This window comes from Ruegeria sp. CJ9 (genome assembly GCF_056536625.1).
Window position 1 is genome coordinate 454054 of record NZ_JBQFPY010000002.1, and the last position, 14922, is coordinate 468975.

Sequence of the window (14922 nt, forward strand, 5' to 3'; positions counted from 1 at the left end):
TTCATCGCTGCAATCAGCGGTTTTCGATATCCACGTAATCACGCATGGTTTCGCCCAGATACAGCTGGCGCGGGCGACCGATCTTGTTCTGTGGATCGGCGATCATCTCTTTCCATTGGCTGACCCAGCCAACGGTGCGCGACAGGGCGAAGATCGGCGTGAACATCGAGGTTGGGAAACCCATCGCCTCGAGGATGATGCCCGAATAGAAGTCGACATTCGGGAACAGCTTTTTCTCGGCGAAATACGGATCTTCCAGCGCTTCTCGCTCAAGCTCTTTGGCGACCTGCAGTTTTGGATTGTCTTCGATGCCCAGCAGATCCAGCACTTCGTCAGCGGATTGCTTCATCACCTTGGCGCGCGGGTCAAAGTTCTTGTAGACGCGGTGGCCAAAGCCCATCAGGCGGAACGGATCATCCTTGTCCTTGGCGCGGGCAATGTATTCAGGGATGCGATCCACTGAACCGATCTCTTCCAGCATCTCCAGACACGCTTGGTTGGCGCCACCATGGGCCGGACCCCACAGACAGGCGATACCGGCCGCGATACAGGCAAACGGGTTCGCACCCGAGCTTGAAGCCAGACGCACGGTCGAGGTCGAAGCGTTCTGTTCATGATCCGCGTGCAGGGTAAAGATGCGGTCCATCGCGCGGCTGAGGATCGGGTTAACATCATACTCTTCGGCCGGAACGCTGAAGCACATGCGTAGGAAGTTCGACGCATAGTCCAGGTCGTTGCGCGGATACACGAAGGGCTGACCGGTGTGATACTTGTATGCCCAGGCTGCGATGGTCGGCATCTTGGCGATCAGACGGTGCGACGCAATCTCGCGCTGACGTGGGTCATGAATATCTGTCGAGTCATGATAGAAAGCCGACATTGCACCGACGACGCCAACCATGATTGCCATAGGATGCGCATCGCGACGGAACCCGCGATAGAAATACTGCATCTGTTCGTGCATCATGGTGTGGCGAGTGATCGTGGTCTCGAACTTCTCCAGATCTTTTGCGACTGGCAGCTCTCCGTACAGCAACAGGTAGCACACTTCGAGGAAGTGCGATTTCTCGGCCAGTTGGTCGATCGGATAGCCGCGGTGCAACAGTTCACCCTTATCGCCGTCAATATAGGTGATGGTGCTGTCGCAGCTGGCTGTCGAGGTGAAGCCCGGATCATAGGTGAACACACCCGCATCACTGTACAGTTTGCGAATGTCGATCACATCCGGGCCAACGGTTGGCGAGTGAACCGGCAACTCGTAATTTTCACCATGTACGGTAAGAGTGGCTGTTTTTTTGCTGTCGGTCATCGTTGTCCCTTCTTCGTTCATGAGCACGCCGGGTGAGCGGCCTGCGCGCGGTCAGCGGTCACACACCAAAGTGTTGACCGGTCGTAACGAAGCAGCGTTACCTGAATATTAAGCCAGGGTCATTTTGCTGCGTCGGAAAGCCGTGCCAAGGTTTCTTCACGCCCCAGCACAAGCATCATGTCAAACACCGAAGGAGTCACTGCCCGACCCGCCAAAGCCGCCCGCAAGGGCCCAGCCAGCTTGCCGAACTTGATGCCTTTCGCTTCTGCAAAGGCATTGAGGGTTTCCTCCAGTTCGTTCCGCAACCAGCTAGCATTTTGCACATGCGGCGTCAATTCACTTAGTATACCGTCGGATACTGTTTGCAGTGCTTTTGCCGCTTTCTCATCCGGCTCAATCGGGCGGGAAATCAGCGCAAAGTGTGCTTTTTCAAGCAATTCCGGGAAGGTTCGGGCGCGATCCTTCAGGCAATACATTGCACGTTCAAGAACACTAGATTGTGTCTGAGTGAGAGCAGGAAGGCCCGCCGCATCCAGATAAGCTTCGATTTCATGCCGCAGCGCAGCATCATCAGACGTCGCGATATGCTGACCGCAGAGATTCTCAAGCTTTTTCAGATCAAAGCGGGCCGGACTTTTGCCGATTCCGTCCAAATCAAACCACTCTTTGGCCTGCTCGTCGGTAAAAAACTCATCGTCGCCGTGGCTCCAGCCCAAACGCGCGAGATAGTTGCGCATGCCAGCGGCAGGATAGCCCATCGCCTGATATTCCTGTGCGCCCAAGGCACCGTGACGCTTCGACAGTTTCTTACCGTCTGGTCCGTGAATCAGCGGGATATGTGCCCATACCGGAACGTCCCAACCCATCGCCTCGTAGATCATCATCTGGCGAGCAGCGTTGTTGAGGTGATCGTCGCCCCGTATCACATGCGTCACGCCCATGTCGTGATCATCCACCACCACAGCCAGCATATAAACCGGTGTTCCGTCCGAGCGCAAAAGGACCATGTCGTCCAGCTGATCGTTGCGAATGGTCACATCCCCCTGCACCTGATCGCGGATCACGGTGGCGCCGTCCTGTGGGGCCTTGATACGGATTACAAAAGGTGCATCTGGATGGGTGGCCGGATCAGCGTCACGCCAAGGGCTGCGAAACAGGGTGGACTTGCCGTCGGCCCGAGCCTGCTCACGAAAGGCTGCAATTTCATCCTGGGTTGAAAAACACTTATAGGCTTTACCTTCGGCCAGAAGCTGGTGAGCGACCTCGGCATGGCGTGTGGCACCCTCAAACTGGCTGATTACATCACCATCGTGATCTAGGCCAAGCCATTCCATGCCTTGCAGAATTGCGGCTGTCGCCTCAGGCGTCGAGCGTTCGCGATCCGTGTCTTCGATCCGCAGCAGGAACTTACCGCCACGACCACGAGCATAGAGCCAGTTGAACAACGCAGTGCGGGCACCGCCGATATGCAAAAAACCGGTGGGCGAGGGGGCGAAACGGGTGACGACCTGATCGGACATTGTGTGGATTAACCTTTTGGTAACCGTGTCGGGCATAGTTTGGCGTCTGTCTAACGAGCCCGAAGGACGGGGGCAACCATGCGTGTTCTGACACGGGTCGACGCCGCTTTGCTGAACCAGACAGGGTATTTGTTCCAGTGGTCTCCGATTTGTCTGGCAGTTGGCATCGGCCTCTATTTCAGCCTTCGGTTTGAACCGGAATGGCAGGTCTATGCCTGTCTTCTACTTGGGATCACGTTGCTGGTCTGGGTTGGCCGCACGCGGCGCACTGGCTGGGCTGCGTTGGCAACGGGGGGCGCGCTGATCGCGACCGGTTTTATACTGGCCGGCGCCCGAGCCCATACGGTCGCAGAGCCGGTCCTGTCCTGGCGTTACTACGGCCCGATCGAGGGGCGGGTCGTAGCCATGGATCGCTCTGCGTCGGACACGTTGCGGGTCACGCTGGATCGGGTGCGCATAGGGGATGTGCCCGCAGATCGCAGACCGCAGCGCGTCCGGCTTTCACTGCACGGAGGATCGGTTTCCCTGGCGCCTGGGCAAAGGATCATGACCACCGGGCATCTCTCACCGCCGCAAGGGCCGGTTGAACCCGGTGGGTTTGATTTCCGCCGTCATGCCTGGTTTCAAGGGCTGGGCGCGGTTGGCTATACCCGGGTGCCGGTGATGACCATTGCCCCCGCAACTGACGCGACCGAAGGGGTCCGGGTAACTGCCTGGCGTATGGCCATCTCGGAAAGGGTACGTGCGATCCTGCCTGGTGAGGTCGGCGGGTTCGCAGCCGCCGTCACAACCGGAGATCGCAGTGGCATGGGGCAAGAGACGTTAAAATCCCTGCGGGCCTCGAACCTAGCGCATTTGCTGGCGATTTCGGGCCTTCACATGGGGTTGCTGACGGGGTTCGTTTTTCTGGTGCTTCGGTTGGGCTTGTCAGCCATTCCTTCAGTGGCCTTAAGGTTGCCCGTCCGCAAGTTGGCGGCAGTTTGTGCGTTGATCGCGGCCGTCATCTACCTGCTGTTGTCCGGGGGCAATGTTGCAACGGAACGCGCTTTCGTCATGGCCAGCGTAATGCTGGGGGCGATCCTGATCGACCGCCGCGCGATTTCTTTGCGGGCCGTGGCCGTGGCTGCCCTAATCGTGTTGATTCTACGGCCAGAAACATTGTTGAGCCCAGGCTTCCAGATGTCCTTTGCAGCCACTACGGCGCTTGTCGCGGTGTTTGGGCAGTTGCGGGACCATGGCCCAATGCCCGGTCCAAAATGGCTGAAACCGGTGACCGGCTTGCTGTTGTCCTCGGCTATTGCAGGGCTTGCGACCGCTCCTATCGGGGCGGCGCATTTCAACACGATGTCACACTATGGGTTGCTGGCCAATATGCTCTCGGTCCCGGTAATGGGCACGATTGTGGTGCCCGCCGCCTTTGTCGCGGCATTGCTGACCCCTTTCGGGCTAGAGGCGGTCGCATTGAATGTCATGAGTCTGGGGTTGGAGTGGATTCTGATCGTTTCAGACAAGGTGTCAAACTTAGATGGCGCGCAAGGCTATGTCGTTAGTCCGCCGCATTACGTGTTGCCCATGTTTGCGCTGGGGGCGTTGTGGCTGGCGCTGTGGCAGGGCCGCGCAAAATGGATTGGGATTATACCGGTTGCGTCCGCATTTTTGTCGTGGGGGCAGGGGCAAAGACCCGAGGTTCTGATCGCGGATTCAGGCGAGTTGGTGGGTGTCATGACTGAACATGGCCGCGCGCTGAGCAAAGAAAAAGGCAGCGGTTTCATCGCTACGGTATGGTTGGAAAACGACGGTGACGGGGTAGATCAGAAGAAGGCGGCCAGCCGCTGGCCTGATGCAGAAAACGCTGTTCAGCGCTTTGATTGGCAGGGCAAGGAAGTGATTCACATCACCGGAAAACGTGCGGCCCAAGGGTTTGAAGAATGCCAATCAAACCAGATCGTGGTGTCTGCAGTTGAGTTGAACCTGAACGGGGATTGCGGTCTTTTCGATCCGAACCGCCTGAAAGAAACCGGAAGCCTGGCGTTTTCAAAAGGACGCATAACAACCAGCCGAGAGGCAATCGGCCATCGCCTGTGGTCCCCGGCCATCGCCGAGAACCGCAATTTAAAACGGGATCAGTAGCTGCGGATCAACCCGACCAGCCGTCCTTGCACCTTGACCTTGTCCTCGGGCAGAACGCGGGTTTCATAGGCGGGGTTCGCAGCCTCAAGCGCGATAGCATTGCCACGGCGGAAAAAGCGCTTCAGGGTCGCTTCCTGATCTTCGACCAGAGCCACGACGATATCGCCATTATCGGCAACCCGAGTTTCACGGATCACCACGACATCGCCGTCATTGATACCGGCATCGATCATCGAGTCGCCACGTACCTCAAGCGCGTAATGTTCGCCTTTGCCCGAAACCATGCTGCCCGGGACCGCCACACGATGCGATACGTGGCTGATCGCTTCAATCGGGACACCAGCTGCGATACGGCCCATGACTGGCAATTCCAAGGCATCTACAGTGACCGGTTCGAAATTCGCCGCGCGGGGACCTTCGGGCCTGTCGCCTTCAATCACGCGAGGTTTGAAAGCGGCCGTTGGTTCGCCGCCGAGACTCTCGGGCAGCTTCACGATCTCAATCGCGCGCGCCCGGTGGGCAAGGCGACGAATAAAGCCACGTTCTTCTAGCGCAGTGATCAGGCGATGAATCCCGGACTTCGACCGTAAATCCAGCGCGGCCTTCATTTCGTCGAAACTGGGCGGAACACCGTCCGCCTGAACGCGTTTGTGGATGAATTCCAACAAATCCAACTGTTTCTTGGTCAGCATTGCTCACACCTCGTCGGTCATGCGTTTTCTTTTGTTCTACGCATGTTCACGTTTTGTGTCAACGGATTTGAGCGTTGCCTATATCGGCAGGTACAGAACCTCATCCCCCGCGGGGCGCGCCGGATCATTCGGCTCACGTACCAAAAGCGCGTTGGCCTGCGCCAGAACGCTGAGAAGCGAGCTGTCCTGATCGGCACAGGCGCGAATGCCATCCTCACCGAGGACAGCTCGCATATAATGTTCGCGTGGGCCGTTTTTGCCGATGGGCTCGGCCAGCTTGGCCTGGCGAAACGGGGTCAGGGCTTGTTCGATGCCCAACATGCGACGCAACATGGGGATCAGGAAGAGATAACCGCAAACCATTGCACTCACGGGATTTCCCGGCAGTCCAACCATCGCTGTGTCACCCAACTGACCCGCCATCAGGGGTTTCCCGGGGCGCATGCGGATTTTGTAGAACGACCGTTCCATCCCCAATTTCTGAGAAACGTCCCCGACCAGATCGTATTCTCCGACCGAGGCACCCCCGATTGTCACGACCAGATCAGCGCCGCTTGCCAGCCCAAACGCCGTTTCCAAGGACGCGACAGTATCGCGCGCGATCGGCAGAATTCGCACATGTGCACCGGCATCCTCTAGCATGGCTTTCAGGCCAAAAGTGTTCGAAGCGATGATTTGATCCGGGCCTGGGATCTCACCGGGCATAACCAGTTCATCTCCGGTTGAAATCAATGCGACCACGGGTCTGCGTCTGACCGGCACTGTTGCAATATTCATTGCTGCCAACAGCGCGACGTCTTCAGGGCGCAAAAGGCGCGGAGCGCTAATCTTGGTGCCGACGGTAAAGTCGACACCTGCAGGTCGGATATTTGTTTTCGGTCCGGGATCGTCGGTGATTGTAAGCAAATCCCCGCGCCGTTCCGTATCTTCTTGAATAACCACGAAATCAGCACCTTCCGGCACCGGAGCGCCGGTAAAGATACGAACGGCCTGACCGGGGCCCACGGTGCCTTCAAAACGACGCCCGGCAGCGGATTCGCCAACTACTTTGAACATGGCGTGTTGTTCGACTTCGGTCGACTTCAGCGCATAACCATCCATGGAAGAGGCCGAAAATGGCGGTTGATCGCGCGTGGCGCTGAGGTCTTCCGCCAGCACGCGGCCAGCAGATTCGGCAAGCGGAACTGTTTCGGCGTTTAGCGGGGAAACAAGATCAAACAGTAGTGACCTGGCTTCTTCGACCGTAATCATCTCGCCTCGTAACGGCCTGATTTACCGCCATCTTTCAGCAGGACCCGGATACCGCCGATCTCCATCGCCTTATCGACTGCCTTGGTCATGTCATACACAGTCAGCGCCGCGGTTGAGACCGCAGTCAACGCCTCCATCTCAACCCCGGTCTGGCCTGCGGTCTTGACGGTGGCTTCAATCTGTACGCCCGGCAAATCAGGGTTCAGGGTCAGCTCAACCGCAACCTTTGTGACTGGCAAGGGGTGACATAGCGGGATTAGGTCGGGTGTTTTCTTCGCTCCCATGATGCCTGCCAGCCGCGCAATACCCAATACGTCGCCCTTCTTGGCGCGTCCTTCTGAAATTAAATCAAAGGTTTCCTTTGCCATCTTGATGTGGCCAGCCGCCACCGCGACGCGGTCAGTAACAGCCTTATCTGAGACGTCGACCATATGGGCCTGTCCCTGTGCATCGAAATGGGTCAGAGGCATCACATCACTCCGGGGATCAGCGGGTTTGCCAGCAATTGCCGGGTGGCGGCGGTGACATCATCCTGACGCATCAGGCTTTCCCCAATCAGGAAACACCGCGCGCCATAACGGGCGATATCGGCCAGATCTTCGGGCGTACTCAGCCCGCTTTCACAGACAATCGTCCGACCTCCCGGAACCAGTTTCGACAGACGGCGCGTGGTATCTAGTGTGGTCTCGAAGGTCTTGAGATTACGGTTGTTTATCCCGATCAATGGGCTTTTTAGTTGGGTCGCACGTTCCAGTTCAGCCTCGTCGTGAACTTCGATAAGAACGTCCATCCCCCAGTCAAAGGCCGTTTGTTCCAGCTCGGCCGCCTGACCATCTTCGACCGAGGCCATGATGATAAGAATGCAATCGGCACCCAAAGCGCGCGCTTCGACCACCTGATAAGGGTCGTACATGAAATCCTTACGCAGGGCTGGCAGCGACGTTGCTGCGCGTGCCGCGGTTAAGTATTCCTTGGCGCCTTGGAAGCTGGGCGTGTCGGTCAGTACAGACAGACAGGCTGCACCGCCTTCTTCATACGCCTTGGCCAATGCAGGCGGGTCGAAATCGGCGCGGATCAACCCCTTGGAGGGGCTGGCCTTTTTGACCTCGGCGATCAGGCCATACCCCTTGCGGGTCGCTTTCCGCAAGCTTTCGGCAAAGCCGCGCACTTCGGATGCGAACCGTGCCTCACTTTCCAGTGTTTCCAAGGACTTCTCAGCCTTGTCTGCAGCTATTTCTTCCAGCTTATAGGCTTTGATCTTGTCCAGTACCGTCTCGGTCATGCGGTCTCCTGAGTCATGCGGGCCAGAACCGCGATTTTTTCTTTGGCTTTTCCGCTGTCGATGCTTTCGACGGCTTTTTCGACACCATCCCGCAAATCTGTTGCGGCGTCTGCAATCACCAGCGCGGCGGCAGAATTCAACAGAACTGCATCGCGATAGGCCGAGGGCTGCCCGTCCAGCAGCGCGCGGAAGGCGACAGCATTTTCTTCGGGTGTTCCGCCGATGATATCCTCGAACGGATGAACCGGTAGGCCCGCGTCTTCGGGGTGAAGTTCCACCTCCTTAACGCCCCCATCCTCTAGTGCTGCGACCCAACTGATGCCAGTGATGGTCAGCTCATCGGTCCCGTCTGATCCGTGTACCAGCCAGGCCCGGTCAGACCCCAGCAGACCAAGCGTTTCGGCCATTGGATGTATCAGGTCGCGGCTGAAGGCTCCGGTCAATTGGCGTTTGACGCCCGCAGGGTTCGTCAAAGGGCCGAGAATGTTGAAGATCGTCCGGGTCCCAAGCTCTTGCCGCGAGGGCATGACATGCGCAATGGCTGGGTGATGCATCGGGGCCATCATAAAGCCGATACCGACCTCTTTCAAAGCGTTCTCAACAATTTCCGGGCCAACCATGACGTTGATCCCCAACTGACCCAAGGCATCCGCTGCCCCGGACTTTGAGCTGAGGTTGCGGTTGCCATGCTTGGCCACGGTGACACCGGCACCAGCGACAACAAATGCCGTGGCGGTTGAGATATTGAGCGTGCCTTTGCCGTCCCCTCCGGTTCCGACGATATCCATTGCACCGTCGGGCGCGGTGACGGCATTGCACTTGGCGCGCATCACGGCGGCGGCCGCGGCGTATTCCTCGACCGTTTCGCCACGGGTGCGCATGGCCATCAGCAGGCCACCGATCTGGCTGGGCGTGGCTTCACCGTCAAACAAGATACCAAAGGCCTGTTCGGCTTCGGCACGGGTCAGAGGCCGATCGGCGGCGGCTCCGATCAGCGGTTTCAGAGCGTCGCTCATGCGGGAACTTTCATCTCAGACAGGAAATTCTTGAGCAGGGCATGACCATGCTCGGAGGCGATGGATTCCGGGTGGAACTGAACGCCGTGAATCGGCAATTCTTTGTGCTGCAGACCCATAATGGTACCGTCTTCCAGCTCTGCCGTGACCTCAAGACAGTCGGGCAGGGTGTTGGGGTCGACCACCAAAGAATGATAGCGGGTCGCCTCAAATGGCGAGGGCAGCCCGGCAAACACACCTTTTCCGGTGTGGTGCATCGTTCCCATTTTGCCATGTACGATTTCGTGGCAGCGGATGACGTCGCCCCCAAAGGCCTGTCCGATAGTCTGATGGCCAAGACAGACTCCCATCAGCGGCGTTTTCGTTTCAGCCGCTGCTTCGGTCAAGGCCAAGCAGATACCGGCCTGATCCGGATCACAGGGGCCGGGGCTGAGCAGGATGCCGGATGGGTTCATGGCCATGGCTTCCTGAACGTCCAAGGCGTCATTCCGCCGAATGACCATCTCGGCGCCAAGTTCGCCTAAATAATGTACCAGGTTGTAGGTAAACGAGTCGTAGTTGTCGATCAGCAGCAGCATTTGGGCACTTGTCTCGGCTTGGGCATTTCGGGCTGGCGATGCAGCCCCGAGCCACGGTATAATGTCGGGACATACATGCTCAGGCTTGCGCGGCAGCGTCAAGGGGACATCCCGTTCTTGGCGCTGCGGCAAGCAAATGCCGCAGCAGACGGCGAACATGTGATCGATGCAGGGCCAAGACGAGAGGCAATTGTTATGGGCGGATTTGTCGGCGGAATGATCGTGGGAACGGTCGCTGTTCTTGTGCTGGGGGCGGTGCTGTCTTTGAACATGCCTTTGACCAGCAAACCGAACGTGGCGGTTTCTGCGCCTGAACCCTCTCTGGCTGATGTCCCGGATACTGTGGCGGACGCCACTGATACCGGGGGTGACCCCGATGTGCTGGACTTGCCACCAACCACACCCGAATCTGTCGGCGAACAGACGGACACGCTGGCTGAATTGTCAGATGTCGAGGTTGAGCCCGATGCCCAGCCCAAAGTCAACCTGGACCCGGCGCAAGTCGATGCGCCCAGCGTTGCTCAATCAGCTCCTGTAATTGCAACCACTGTGGCCCCGGTCGCTCCACAGGCCCCGCCGTTGTCGCAGGTATCCCCAAATGCCGAAGCCTTGCCTGAGGTGTCGCTGGAGGTGCCTGAACCTCAGCCTGAACCGGCCGTCGAACAAGAGCCCGAGGTTGTGGAGGCCGAGCCGAAACCAGAACCCGAGGTTGCCGAGGGGGCTCAGAAATCGGACCCTGTTGTTGCCGACAGTGCAGCACAACCGGAACCCGAGGTCACCGCAGCCGCCGATCCGGAAACCGAGGAAAACCCATTTGTCGACAGCCCAATCGCCGTAGAAGGTGATGAGGATACAGCACCGCGCAATCTGCCCCGGATCGCGTCGGTTCCGCAAATTGGCGGGGCAAGCGAAGCGACCACAGTCTCGACAGTCGGAACGCGCGTGGTTCCATTGACGGAACGTGATGATGGTATTGAGGTCAGCACGACCAACGTGGCGGCTGCCCTCCCGGGCAAGCCGATCGAGGCTTATGCGGCGGAATTCGAAAACCCCGAATCCAAGCCGTTGATGTCAATCATTCTGATCGACGATGAAGGTGCCTATGGGGCTGAAGCTCTGCATGATTTTCCTTATCCGCTGAGTTTTGCCGTCAGCCCGTCTGATCCGGACGCTGTTGAAAAGATGGCGCGTCACCGCGAAGCCGGGTTCGAAGTTCTGGCTCTTGCTGACTTACACGAAGCCGCCAGCGCGCAGGATGCCGAAGTATCGCTGGCGGTATGGCTCGACACGCTGCCGGAAACGGTGGGTATTCTCGAAGGCGTGGATTCGGGCATTCAGGGCAATCGCAAGCTGGCCGACCAAGTGGCCGCAATTGCTGCCGGTACAGGGCGTGGTCTGATCACGCAGGACAATGGTCTGAACACTGTCCAAAAACTGGCTGCGCGCAACGGTATTCCATCGGGTGTGATTTTCCGCGATATCGACGGTGCGCGCCAGGACCCCAAGATCATGCGTCGTTTTCTGGACCAAGCGGCATTTCGTGCCGGGCAGGAGGGGACGGTTGTAATGCTGGGCCGTCTGCGCCCTGACACGATCTCGGCTTTGTTGCTGTGGGGGCTTGAAGATCGGGGCAGCCGTGTGGCGATGGCCCCAATCTCCGCAGTGATGATGAAAGAGGTTCAGTAACCTCGAAACAACAAAAACGGCTGGCCCTGAAAGCCTGCCGTTTTTTTATGTGTTGCCCGATCCTGTGAACCGGGACGCATCGGCAGCAGCGCGGCGAATGGCGTTTGATTTATGGACGGTTTCCATAAACTCTGCCTCGGGGTCGCTATCAAAAACAACACCGCCGCCCGCCTGAATATAAAGCTTGTGATCCTTCACGATGGCCGTGCGCAGAGCAATGCACATGTCCATGTCGCCGCCGGCACTGAAATAACCGACACCGCCGCCATAGATGCCGCGCTTTTCAGGCTCTAACTCGTCGATGATCTCCATCGCGCGCACTTTTGGCGCGCCCGAGACGGTGCCCGCAGGCATCCCGGCAAAAAAGGCGTCCAATGCGTCTTTGTCTTCGGCCAGCTCTCCGACCACGTTCGACACGATGTGCATCACATGGCTGTAGCGTTCGATGATGAACTCTTCGGTTGGCCGCACCGTTCCGATCTTGGCCACGCGGCCGGTATCGTTGCGGCCCAGGTCCAGCAACATCAAGTGTTCGGCCAGCTCTTTCTTATCGGCCAGTAGATCGACCTCGTTGGCCTTATCCTCTTCGGGGGTTGCGCCACGGGGTCGGGTACCTGCGATGGGGCGGATTGTCACTTCGTCGCCAAAGACACGCACCAGAATTTCTGGGCTGGCACCGACCACCTGAAAGCCGCCAAAGTTGAAATAGAACATGAACGGAGAGGGGTTAGTGCGCCGCAATGACCGATAGAGCGTGAAGGGCGGCAGCGGGAAATCCTGTGTCCAACGCTGAGCTGGTACCACCTGAAAGATGTCACCTGCGCGGATGTATTCCTTGGCCTTTTCAACCGCTTCCATATAGCCGGATTTGGTGAAATTCGACTCCGGAGGCGCGACTTCAGAGGCGTCGCCCAGATCGCGAGTCTCGGCGGGCATGGCGCGTTCTAAATCGCGCACTGCGTCCATCACACGCTCAGCGGCTTGCGCATAGGCAGCCTTGGCGGATTGCCCCTCGGCGACCCAGGCAGGGGAGACGACCGTGACCTCTCCCTTTACACCGTCCAGAACGGCGATGACCGATGGGCGCAGCATAATCGCATCGGGTAGGCCCAGTGGGTCTGGGTTCACATCCGGCAGATACTCGACCAGACGCACCATGTCATACCCAAGATAACCGAACAGCCCCGCGGCGGCTTGAGGCAAATCGTCAGGCAGCGCAATCCGGCTTTCGGCCAGCAAGGCACGCAGATTGTCCATCGGATTGCCATCCTGAGGCGAAAACGCGTCGGCATCGAACCTGGCCGAACGGTTCAATTCGGACGTCTCACCCCGGCAGCGCCAGATCAGGTCCGGTTTCATCCCGATGATTGAATAGCGGCCACGCACCTCGCCTCCGGTCACGGATTCCAGCATAAAGGCGTCTTTCTGCGCACCGGTCAGCTTGAGCATCAGGGACACAGGCGTATCCAGATCGGCTGCCAAACGGGTGTAAACGACCTGATTTTCGCCAGCCTCATAGGCGCGGGCGAAGCTGTCAAACTCGGGGGTCAGGGCCATGTTCGGTCTCTTTTAATAGCTCGACTGCACGGCGTTCAGCGCGCGTTGGTCAATCACGGGACGGGCGCGGGTCTGCGCGTCGCGCACATAAGCGTCAAAGATGTTCTGGGCCAGCGCCTGATTTAGCTGTGCTTCCAGCGCGGTTTGTACCTGGCGCAGTTCATCAGTTTCGGCGGGCGGTAGCAATTCTTCAAGACGCACGACGAACGCCGTGCCATCGCCAGGAATGACTCGCAGCTCACCAGGCTCCATCTCGAACACCTGACCCATGAAATCTGCCGGCACATCCTCAAGGAAAGCGGTGCGGGTCAGCGCATTTTCAACCCGGAACGGCAAACCGGTGGCGGTGAAATCGCCGTCAGCATTCAGTTGCTCCAGAGCGGAATTTGCATTTTCAGCCAACGCCTTGCCGGTTTCCACCTGCGTCCATGCGGCGGCCACACGATCACGTGCGCTTTCCAGAGGCTCGGGGCGTTGGGGCAGCACCTCGTTCAAACGCAAAGCAAAGATCGAACCGTCTTCGAGGAACGCAACCTCGGGGAAATCGCCTTCGTTTACGGCTTCGGCAGCGGCGCGGAAACCGTCATAGGCGGCGACGCCTTCACCGCTTTCGCGGGTCCAGTCGATCTGGCCCAATTCCATTTCGGTCTCGCCGGTCAGTTCTTCCAGCGTTGCACCACCAGCGAGCAGATCGTCAATGTCTTCGGCCTGTGCTTCGATTTGACGACGCGCGCGGTCGGCGGCCAGTTCTTCGCGCAGGGCAGGGGCGGCATCTTCGAACGGCGTGTTGTTTTCGGCCAGCGATCCGTTGATGCGGAACAGCGCGGGGCCGAAGGTCGAGGGCAGCGGGCCAACAACCGCGTCCAGATCGGCGGCAAAGACGGCATCAGCAGCTTCGCCCAGATCTTCGCGGGTGACGTCGCCAAGGTCGATATCGCTCAACTCTAGCTGGCGATCTCGCACGAGGTTTTCGAACGTGGTGCCACCGACCTCAAGCTGCGCAATCGCATGCTGTGCGTCTTCTTCGTTCGGATAAGTCAGACGTTCGACCAGACGTCGCTCGGGCTGATAGAATTCCGAGGCACGCTGATCATAGAGGCGACGCACCGCATCCTCATCAATCTCGACACTGTCCAACAGCATGTCGGGCGACAGAATCGCATAAGTCAGTTGCTTGGTACTGGGCAGGGTGAACTGATCCTGATTCTCATCATAGTAAGTCTGGATCTGCTCATCCGTGGGTGCAGGAACAGGCGATGTCAGGGCGTCGGGCCCGACCGTCGCAACGGTAAAACTGCGGCGTGCGCCGACATAGTCCGTCAGCACTTGCGTCAGAAGCGAAGGCATCTCAACCCCGCTGATCACCGCGTTTTGCACGATGGTGCGCGAGGACTCCTTGCGCAGATCCGATTCGAATTCGGTATCCGTCATGCCAGCCTGTTCCAGCTGGAACTGATAGGCCTCACGGTCAAACGTGCCGTTGACGCCCTGAAAGGCCGGGATGGCGACGATTTCTTCTTGCAGGTTCTCATCCCCGATCGAAATGCCCAGCTCACCGACTTCGTTGTCCAGCGCGGCCAAAGCGGTCAGGCGCGACAGGGCCAACTGATCCAGACCGAACTCATGCGCCTGAGACATTTGCAAGGGCTGGCCGGTCTGGCTTTCGACCGCGCGGATTTCGCGCTGCAATTCGCGAACGTATTGGTTGATCGAAACTTCTTCGTTCCCAACTTGCGCGACGGTGCGCACGGTGCCGGTCAGGCTTGTTGCGCCAAAGCCCGCAAGGCCCAGCATCAATAGGCCCATGAGAATCCAGACAAAGGTCTTCGATAGGTTTTTCATGCCTGCGGCCATGGTGCCCTCTTAATCTTGTGGCAAGGAACTGCCCTGTCGGTTGCGGC

The 14922-nt window shown here is 58.4% G+C and carries 12 protein-coding genes; 2 read left to right on the plus strand and 10 right to left on the minus strand.

Translation table 11 applies throughout. The annotated features are described in order from the left end of the window. Nucleotides 1–13: 13 nt before the first annotated feature. Nucleotides 14–1309, minus strand: coding sequence for a citrate synthase (gene gltA, locus ACR0AJ_RS07760; protein ID WP_170348831.1), 1296 nt, complete (start codon nucleotides 1307–1309; stop codon nucleotides 14–16). Between the two features lie 119 nt (nucleotides 1310–1428). Further along, a complete protein-coding gene (gene gltX, locus ACR0AJ_RS07765; RefSeq protein WP_170376110.1) occupies nucleotides 1429–2829 on the minus strand; it encodes a glutamate--tRNA ligase in 1401 nt (466 codons plus the stop codon). Between the two features lie 78 nt (nucleotides 2830–2907). Between gltX and ACR0AJ_RS07770 the strand changes: the two genes are divergently transcribed. Then, nucleotides 2908–4959, plus strand: a complete 2052-nt coding sequence (locus ACR0AJ_RS07770) for a ComEC/Rec2 family competence protein (protein ID WP_480740514.1) — start codon at nucleotides 2908–2910, stop codon at nucleotides 4957–4959. Here the strand turns inward: ACR0AJ_RS07770 and lexA are convergent. The 6 genes from lexA to ACR0AJ_RS07800 all read right to left on the minus strand — a co-directional run bounded on the left by lexA (nucleotide 4953) and on the right by ACR0AJ_RS07800 (nucleotide 9778). Next, nucleotides 4953–5651 (minus strand): transcriptional repressor LexA, encoded by a 699-nt coding sequence (gene lexA / locus ACR0AJ_RS07775; protein WP_480646826.1) that lies wholly within the window; start codon nucleotides 5649–5651, stop codon nucleotides 4953–4955. The genes ACR0AJ_RS07770 and lexA overlap by 7 nt on opposite strands. A 78-nt stretch (nucleotides 5652–5729) precedes the next feature. After that, nucleotides 5730–6902 (minus strand): molybdopterin molybdotransferase MoeA, encoded by a 1173-nt coding sequence (locus ACR0AJ_RS07780; protein WP_425080573.1) that lies wholly within the window; start codon nucleotides 6900–6902, stop codon nucleotides 5730–5732. After that, entirely contained in the window at nucleotides 6899–7372 is a 474-nt protein-coding gene (gene moaC, locus ACR0AJ_RS07785; RefSeq protein WP_170348827.1) for a cyclic pyranopterin monophosphate synthase MoaC, read from the minus strand. The genes ACR0AJ_RS07780 and moaC overlap by 4 nt, the downstream gene beginning before the upstream one ends. Next, nucleotides 7372–8184 (minus strand): indole-3-glycerol phosphate synthase TrpC, encoded by an 813-nt coding sequence (trpC, locus tag ACR0AJ_RS07790; protein WP_170577712.1) that lies wholly within the window; start codon nucleotides 8182–8184, stop codon nucleotides 7372–7374. Before trpC ends, moaC begins: the two co-directional genes overlap by 1 nt. Beyond that, nucleotides 8181–9200, minus strand: coding sequence for an anthranilate phosphoribosyltransferase (trpD, locus tag ACR0AJ_RS07795; RefSeq protein ID WP_425080574.1), 1020 nt, complete (start codon nucleotides 9198–9200; stop codon nucleotides 8181–8183). Before trpD ends, trpC begins: the two co-directional genes overlap by 4 nt. Continuing rightward, nucleotides 9197–9778 carry an anthranilate synthase component II gene (locus tag ACR0AJ_RS07800; RefSeq protein ID WP_170358634.1) on the minus strand — a complete coding sequence of 194 codons (582 nt, stop codon included), beginning with the start codon at nucleotides 9776–9778 and terminating at the stop codon, nucleotides 9197–9199. Before ACR0AJ_RS07800 ends, trpD begins: the two co-directional genes overlap by 4 nt. A 75-nt stretch (nucleotides 9779–9853) precedes the next feature. Here ACR0AJ_RS07800 and ACR0AJ_RS07805 point away from each other — a divergent pair, with 75 nt between their 5' ends. Beyond that, nucleotides 9854–11464, plus strand: a complete 1611-nt coding sequence (locus ACR0AJ_RS07805) for a divergent polysaccharide deacetylase family protein (RefSeq protein ID WP_480740518.1) — start codon at nucleotides 9854–9856, stop codon at nucleotides 11462–11464. A 45-nt stretch (nucleotides 11465–11509) separates the two neighbouring features. Here the strand turns inward: ACR0AJ_RS07805 and trpE are convergent, their stop codons facing one another. After that, nucleotides 11510–13021, minus strand: coding sequence for an anthranilate synthase component I (gene trpE, locus ACR0AJ_RS07810; protein ID WP_480646816.1), 1512 nt, complete (start codon nucleotides 13019–13021; stop codon nucleotides 11510–11512). A 12-nt stretch (nucleotides 13022–13033) separates the two neighbouring features. Then, complete coding sequence (locus tag ACR0AJ_RS07815; protein WP_170348822.1) at nucleotides 13034–14875, minus strand: peptidyl-prolyl cis-trans isomerase; 1842 nt, start codon at nucleotides 14873–14875, stop codon at nucleotides 13034–13036. Nucleotides 14876–14922 lie beyond the last annotated feature (47 nt).

What these genes read in the sequence shown, in the direction of transcription:
- gltA (WP_170348831.1), bottom strand. Translation starts at nt 1,309, where the DNA reads ATGACCGACAGCAAAAAAACAGCCACTCTTACCGTACATGGTGAAAAT.
- gltX (WP_170376110.1), bottom strand. Translation starts at nt 2,829, where the DNA reads ATGTCCGATCAGGTCGTCACCCGTTTCGCCCCCTCGCCCACCGGTTTT.
- ACR0AJ_RS07770 (WP_480740514.1), top strand. Translation starts at nt 2,908, where the DNA reads ATGCGTGTTCTGACACGGGTCGACGCCGCTTTGCTGAACCAGACAGGG.
- lexA (WP_480646826.1), bottom strand. Translation starts at nt 5,651, where the DNA reads ATGCTGACCAAGAAACAGTTGGATTTGTTGGAATTCATCCACAAACGC.
- ACR0AJ_RS07780 (WP_425080573.1), bottom strand. Translation starts at nt 6,902, where the DNA reads ATGATTACGGTCGAAGAAGCCAGGTCACTACTGTTTGATCTTGTTTCC.
- moaC (WP_170348827.1), bottom strand. Translation starts at nt 7,372, where the DNA reads ATGCCTCTGACCCATTTCGATGCACAGGGACAGGCCCATATGGTCGAC.
- trpC (WP_170577712.1), bottom strand. Translation starts at nt 8,184, where the DNA reads ATGACCGAGACGGTACTGGACAAGATCAAAGCCTATAAGCTGGAAGAA.
- trpD (WP_425080574.1), bottom strand. Translation starts at nt 9,200, where the DNA reads ATGAGCGACGCTCTGAAACCGCTGATCGGAGCCGCCGCCGATCGGCCT.
- ACR0AJ_RS07800 (WP_170358634.1), bottom strand. Translation starts at nt 9,778, where the DNA reads ATGCTGCTGCTGATCGACAACTACGACTCGTTTACCTACAACCTGGTA.
- ACR0AJ_RS07805 (WP_480740518.1), top strand. Translation starts at nt 9,854, where the DNA reads ATGCTCAGGCTTGCGCGGCAGCGTCAAGGGGACATCCCGTTCTTGGCG.
- trpE (WP_480646816.1), bottom strand. Translation starts at nt 13,021, where the DNA reads ATGGCCCTGACCCCCGAGTTTGACAGCTTCGCCCGCGCCTATGAGGCT.
- ACR0AJ_RS07815 (WP_170348822.1), bottom strand. Translation starts at nt 14,875, where the DNA reads ATGGCCGCAGGCATGAAAAACCTATCGAAGACCTTTGTCTGGATTCTC.